Raw genomic sequence first — 4,841 nt, forward strand, 5'->3', positions numbered from 1 at the left:
CGGTTGGTGCGTCGGAGGCCGACGTGAGGCCGCTGCTGGTGGATGGGGTGTCGATCGCGGCGGTGAATGGTCCGTCGTCGGTGGTGCTGTCCGGCATCGAGGATGCGGTCCAGGCCGTTGTCGATACCTGCGTGGAACGTGGTTGGCGCACGCATCGATTGCGGGTTTCGCACGCTTTCCATTCGGCCTTGATGGAGCCGATGCTGGCCGAGTTCGCTTCGGCGATTGCGGGTTTGACTTTTGGCCGGCCAGGTATCCCGTTGGTGTCGACGGTGACCGGTGCCCGGATCACCGATGAGATGGCCGTTCCGTCGTATTGGGTCGGTCAGGTCCGTGACACGGTCCGGTTCGCCGACGCGGTCGTCGCGATGGCGGATCTGGGTGTGTCCCGGTTCGCCGAGGTCGGCCCGGACGCGGTCCTGAGCCCGATGATCGCGCAGATCGCCGATTCCGGGCAGCTGAGCGCGACCCCGGCGATCGTGCCCTTGGCACGTCGGGGCCGGGCCGATGCGCCCACGGTGTTGGGTGGGGTGGCCGGGTTGTTCGTCTCCGGCGCCCACGTGGACTGGTCCGGTCTGCATGCCGGAGGTCAGCGAATCGACCTGCCCACCTACGCCTTCCAGCACGAGCGGTTCTGGCTCGATCCCCGGCAGGTGCTGGCGAAGTCGTGGCTGGGAGCCGAACTGGGCGGAGTCGGCTCGGCCGGGCTGGACGCGGTGGATCATCCGCTGCTGGGTGCGATGGTGTCGCATCCGGAGTCGGGTGAGGTGAGTTTCACCGGCCGGTGGTCGGTGGACTCGATGGAGTGGCTGGCCGACCACAGCGTGCTCGGCGTGGTGTTGCTGCCGGGGACCGGGTTCGTGGAGCTGGCGAGCTACGTCGGCGGCGTCCTGGACTGCGAGGTAGTGGATGAGCTTGTCCTGCATACGCCGTTGACGATGCCTGCCGAGGGCAGCGTCGCGGTACAGGTTGTGGTGACTGCGGCAGACGAGGCCGGTCGCAGGCGGTTGAGTGTGCATTCGCGGCAGACCGCCGAGGGGCTGTGGTTGCTCCATGCCGAAGGTGTGCTCGTCCCCGGCGACGGGGTGGCCGATTTCGATCTGGCCGTGTGGCCGCCTGCGGGTGCGCAGCCGACTCCCCTCGCGGGCGTCTACGACGAGTTGTTCGACCTCGGGTACGGCTACGGCCCGTTCTTCCAGGGTTTGCAGGCGGCGTGGCGCCGCGGTGACGAGTTGTTCGCCGAGGTCGCGCTGCCGGATCCGCAGGACGGCAACGGCTTCGGAGTTCATCCGGCGTTGCTCGACGCGGCGCTGCATGTCGGTATCGTGCACGGTCTTCGGGATGGTGTCGGTGATTTCCCGGCCCTGCCGTTCACCTGGAACCGCGTGGTGTTGCACTCCGCCGGCGCCGCCGCGGTGCGCGTCCGAATCGTGGTCGACGGCACCAGGTTCACCGTGCAGCTGGCCGATGACCAGGGGCAGCCGGTGCTGTCGGTCGGTGCGCTGGTGTCGCGACCGGTGTCGGCCGATCGCCTGGGCGCCGACCATGCCGCGGAATCTCTCTTCCGCGTGGAATGGAGCACTGCTGCCCCGCCTGCGGCGCCGACGGAGCCCGGCCGGCTGGCAGCGCTCGGCTGGGGCCGAAGTACCGGTGCGGTGCGGGGCTTCGGTGATCTCGCGGAGCTGATCGCCGATCTGGATGCGAACCCGGAGGCGGTCGTCCCCGAGATGGTGCTGCTGGAGAGCCCTTTCGAGGACGCGGCGCCACCGCAGGCCGCACGCCGGGTGGTGACCAGGCTCTTGGACACCATCCAGGGTTGGCTGGCCGAAACCCGTTTCGCCGGTTCCCGTTTGGTGGTGTCGACCAGACACGCTGTGGCCGTTGCCGATTCCGATTCGGTGCGGCTGGACCAGGCGCCCGTCTGGGGGCTGGTGCGCGCCGCGCAGGCGGAGCACCCGGGTCGATTCCAGCTCCTGGACCTGGACAGCGACCATGATGCGATCGCGATCGCGACCGCGGCGATGACTGCGGAACCGGAAGCCGCTCTGCGTGGGCAGAAGGTGCTGGTGCCGCGTTTCGTCGGCCACACACCCACTGCGATCGCTCGGCCGATCGAGCCGGGCACCGTCCTGGTGACCGGTGGCACCGGCGGTCTGGGTGCGGTGATCGCCCGGCATTTGGTGACCGAACACGGTGTGCGCCACCTGCTCCTGACGTCCCGGCGGGGTCTGGGTGCGCCCGGCGCCGACGAGTTGCGCGATGAGCTCGTCGAGCTCGGTGCGCAGGTCGCGGTCGCCGCCTGCGATGTGTCGGATCGGGCCGCGGTAGCCGCACTGCTGGACGGCATCTCGGCCGAGCATCCGCTGGTGGGCGTCGTGCATGCGGCCGGAATCGCGGACAACGGTGTGATCGAGTCGATGACGCCGGACCGGCTCGGGAATGTCTTCGGGCCCAAGGCCGATGCCGCGTGGCATCTGCACGAGCTCACCCGCGACACCGCGCTGTCGCTGTTCGTACTGTTGTCGTCGGCGGGTGGGCTGGTCCTGGCTGCCGGTCAGGCCAACTATGCTGCGGCGAACGTCTTCCTCGACGCCCTCGCGGCGCATCGTCGTGAACTCGGATTGCCCGCTACCGCAATTGATTACGGTCTGTGGGCGCGATCGAGCGGCCTCGGTGCCGAACTGTCCGAGGACGACTTCGATCGGATGCGACGGCTGGGTTTCCCGCCGTTCACCGAGGCCGAAGGCCTGGCGTCGTTCGATGCGGCGATCGCCGCCGAGACGGCCCAGGTAGTGGCGCTGCGGGTCGACGCGGCCGTGCTGCGCACCCGGGGCGAGCAGATCCCCGCCCTGCTGCGGGCGATCGCACCCGCTCCCGTGCGCCGGGCGACTCGGACCGCGGCTGGGCAGGCGTTCGCGCAGCGGCTGGCCGGGCTCTCCGACACCGATCGTGCCGCCGCACTGCTCGATCTCGTCCGGGCCACTGCCGCAGACACTCTCGGGCACGCCTCCGGCGCTGCCGTCGAGCCCCAGCAGGCTTTCCAGCAGCTCGGGTTCGACTCGTTGAGCGCCATCGAGTTCCGCAACAAGCTCAATACCGCGACCGGTCTGCAACTGCCGGCCACGCTGATCTTCGATTACCCCAACCCGCAACTCGTCGCCGACTTCATCGATTCTCAGTTGACCGGCACGAGCCAGGACATCGAAATCACCACCGGCACCGCCGTCGGGGACGACCGGATCGCCGTGGTGGCGATGGGCTGTCGCTATCCGGGTGGAATCGCGTCGCCGGAGGATCTGTGGCGGCTGGTCGCGTCCGGCGGGGAGACCACCGGAGATCTGCCGGACGATCGGGGCTGGGATGTCGACGGTATCTACGATCCCGAGCCCGGCAAGGCGGGTAAGACCTACACGCGCCGTGGTGGATTCCTGTACTCCGCAGCAGATTTCGACGCGGACTTCTTCGGGATCAGCCCGAACGAGGCGACAATGATGGATCCGCAGCAGCGGGTGCTGCTGGAGGTCTCCTGGGAGGCGCTGGAACGCGCCGGTGTCGACCCGGCGGTGCTGCGAGGCAGCTCGACCGGCGTGTTCACCGGGGTGATGTACCACGATTACGCCCAGGGCGCGGGCACCGGTAACAACGCGGGCGGCAGCCTGGTCTCCGGTCGCATCGCCTACACGCTCGGCTTGGAAGGTCCTGCGGTGTCGGTGGATACGGCGTGTTCGTCGTCGCTGGTCGCCCTGCATCTGGCCGCGCAGTCGCTGCGGTCGGGCGAGTGCGATCTGGCGTTGGCCGGTGGTGTGGCCGTGATGTCGGCACCGGACATGTTCCTCGAATTCAGTCGCCAGCGCGGGTTGTCCCCGGACGGTCGCTGTAAGTCCTTCGCGGACGCGGCCGACGGTGTCGCCTGGTCCGAGGGCGCGGGTGTGCTGGTGCTCGAGCGGTTGTCCGACGCCCGGCGCAACGGTCATCGGGTGCTCGCGGTGCTCGCGGGTTCGGCCGTGAATCAGGATGGTGCGTCGAATGGTTTCGCCGCGCCGAACGGCCCGTCGCAGCGGCGGGTGATCCGCCAAGCCCTCGCGAATGCCGGGGTCGCGCCGGTCGACGTCGATGCGGTGGAGGCGCACGGCACCGGTACGACGCTGGGTGACCCGATCGAGGCGCAGGCACTGATGTCCACGTACGGCCGAGATCGGGATGTCGCTCGGCCGTTGTGGTTGGGGTCGTTGAAATCCAACATCGGTCACGCTCAGGCCGCCGCCGGTGTGGGTGGCGTGATCAAGATGGTCATGGCCATGCAGCACGGGCTGCTGCCGCAGACCCTGCACGTGGATCAGCCGTCTACGAAGGTGGATTGGTCCGAGGGGCAGGTCCGGCTGCTGACCGAGTCGGTGTCGTGGCCGGAGGTGGATCGGCCGCGTCGTGCGGCGGTGTCCTCGTTCGGCCTCAGCGGCACCAACGCGCACCTGATCGTCGAACAGGCGCCCGCGGTGGACCCGGCTCCGGAGGTCAAGACCGCTCCGGCCGGCGGAGTGCTGCCCTGGGTGCTCTCCGCTCGCAGTGGTGAGGCGCTCGCCGATCAGGCCGCCCGCCTGGCAGCGCAGGTGAGTGGCCATGAGGACGACCCGATCGATGTCGGCTTCTCACTTGTCGATTCGAGAATGCTGTTCGACCACCGGGCCGTGGTGTTCGCGACCGAACGTGACGCGTTGCGAGCCGGAATACAAGCGCTGAGCCGGGCTGAATCCCTTCCGGGTGTGGTGTCCGGCCGGGTGGTGCCGGGTTCGACGGGTGTGGTGTTCTCGGGTCAGGGTGCGCAGTGGGCTGGTATGGCGGCT

Annotated in this window: 1 protein-coding gene; it reads left to right on the forward strand. The window is 68.9% G+C overall.

Annotated features, from left to right (window positions below; genetic code table 11):
* Nucleotides 1–23: 23 nt before the first annotated feature.
* Nucleotides 24–4,841, forward strand: a 4,818-nt coding sequence (locus ON44_RS34025; RefSeq protein WP_245567449.1) for a type I polyketide synthase, incomplete at its 3' end; no start/stop codon positions are given.

The organism is Nocardia vinacea NBRC 16497, assembly GCF_000308835.1.
Taxonomy (GTDB): Bacteria; Actinomycetota; Actinomycetes; order Mycobacteriales; family Mycobacteriaceae; genus Nocardia; species Nocardia vinacea.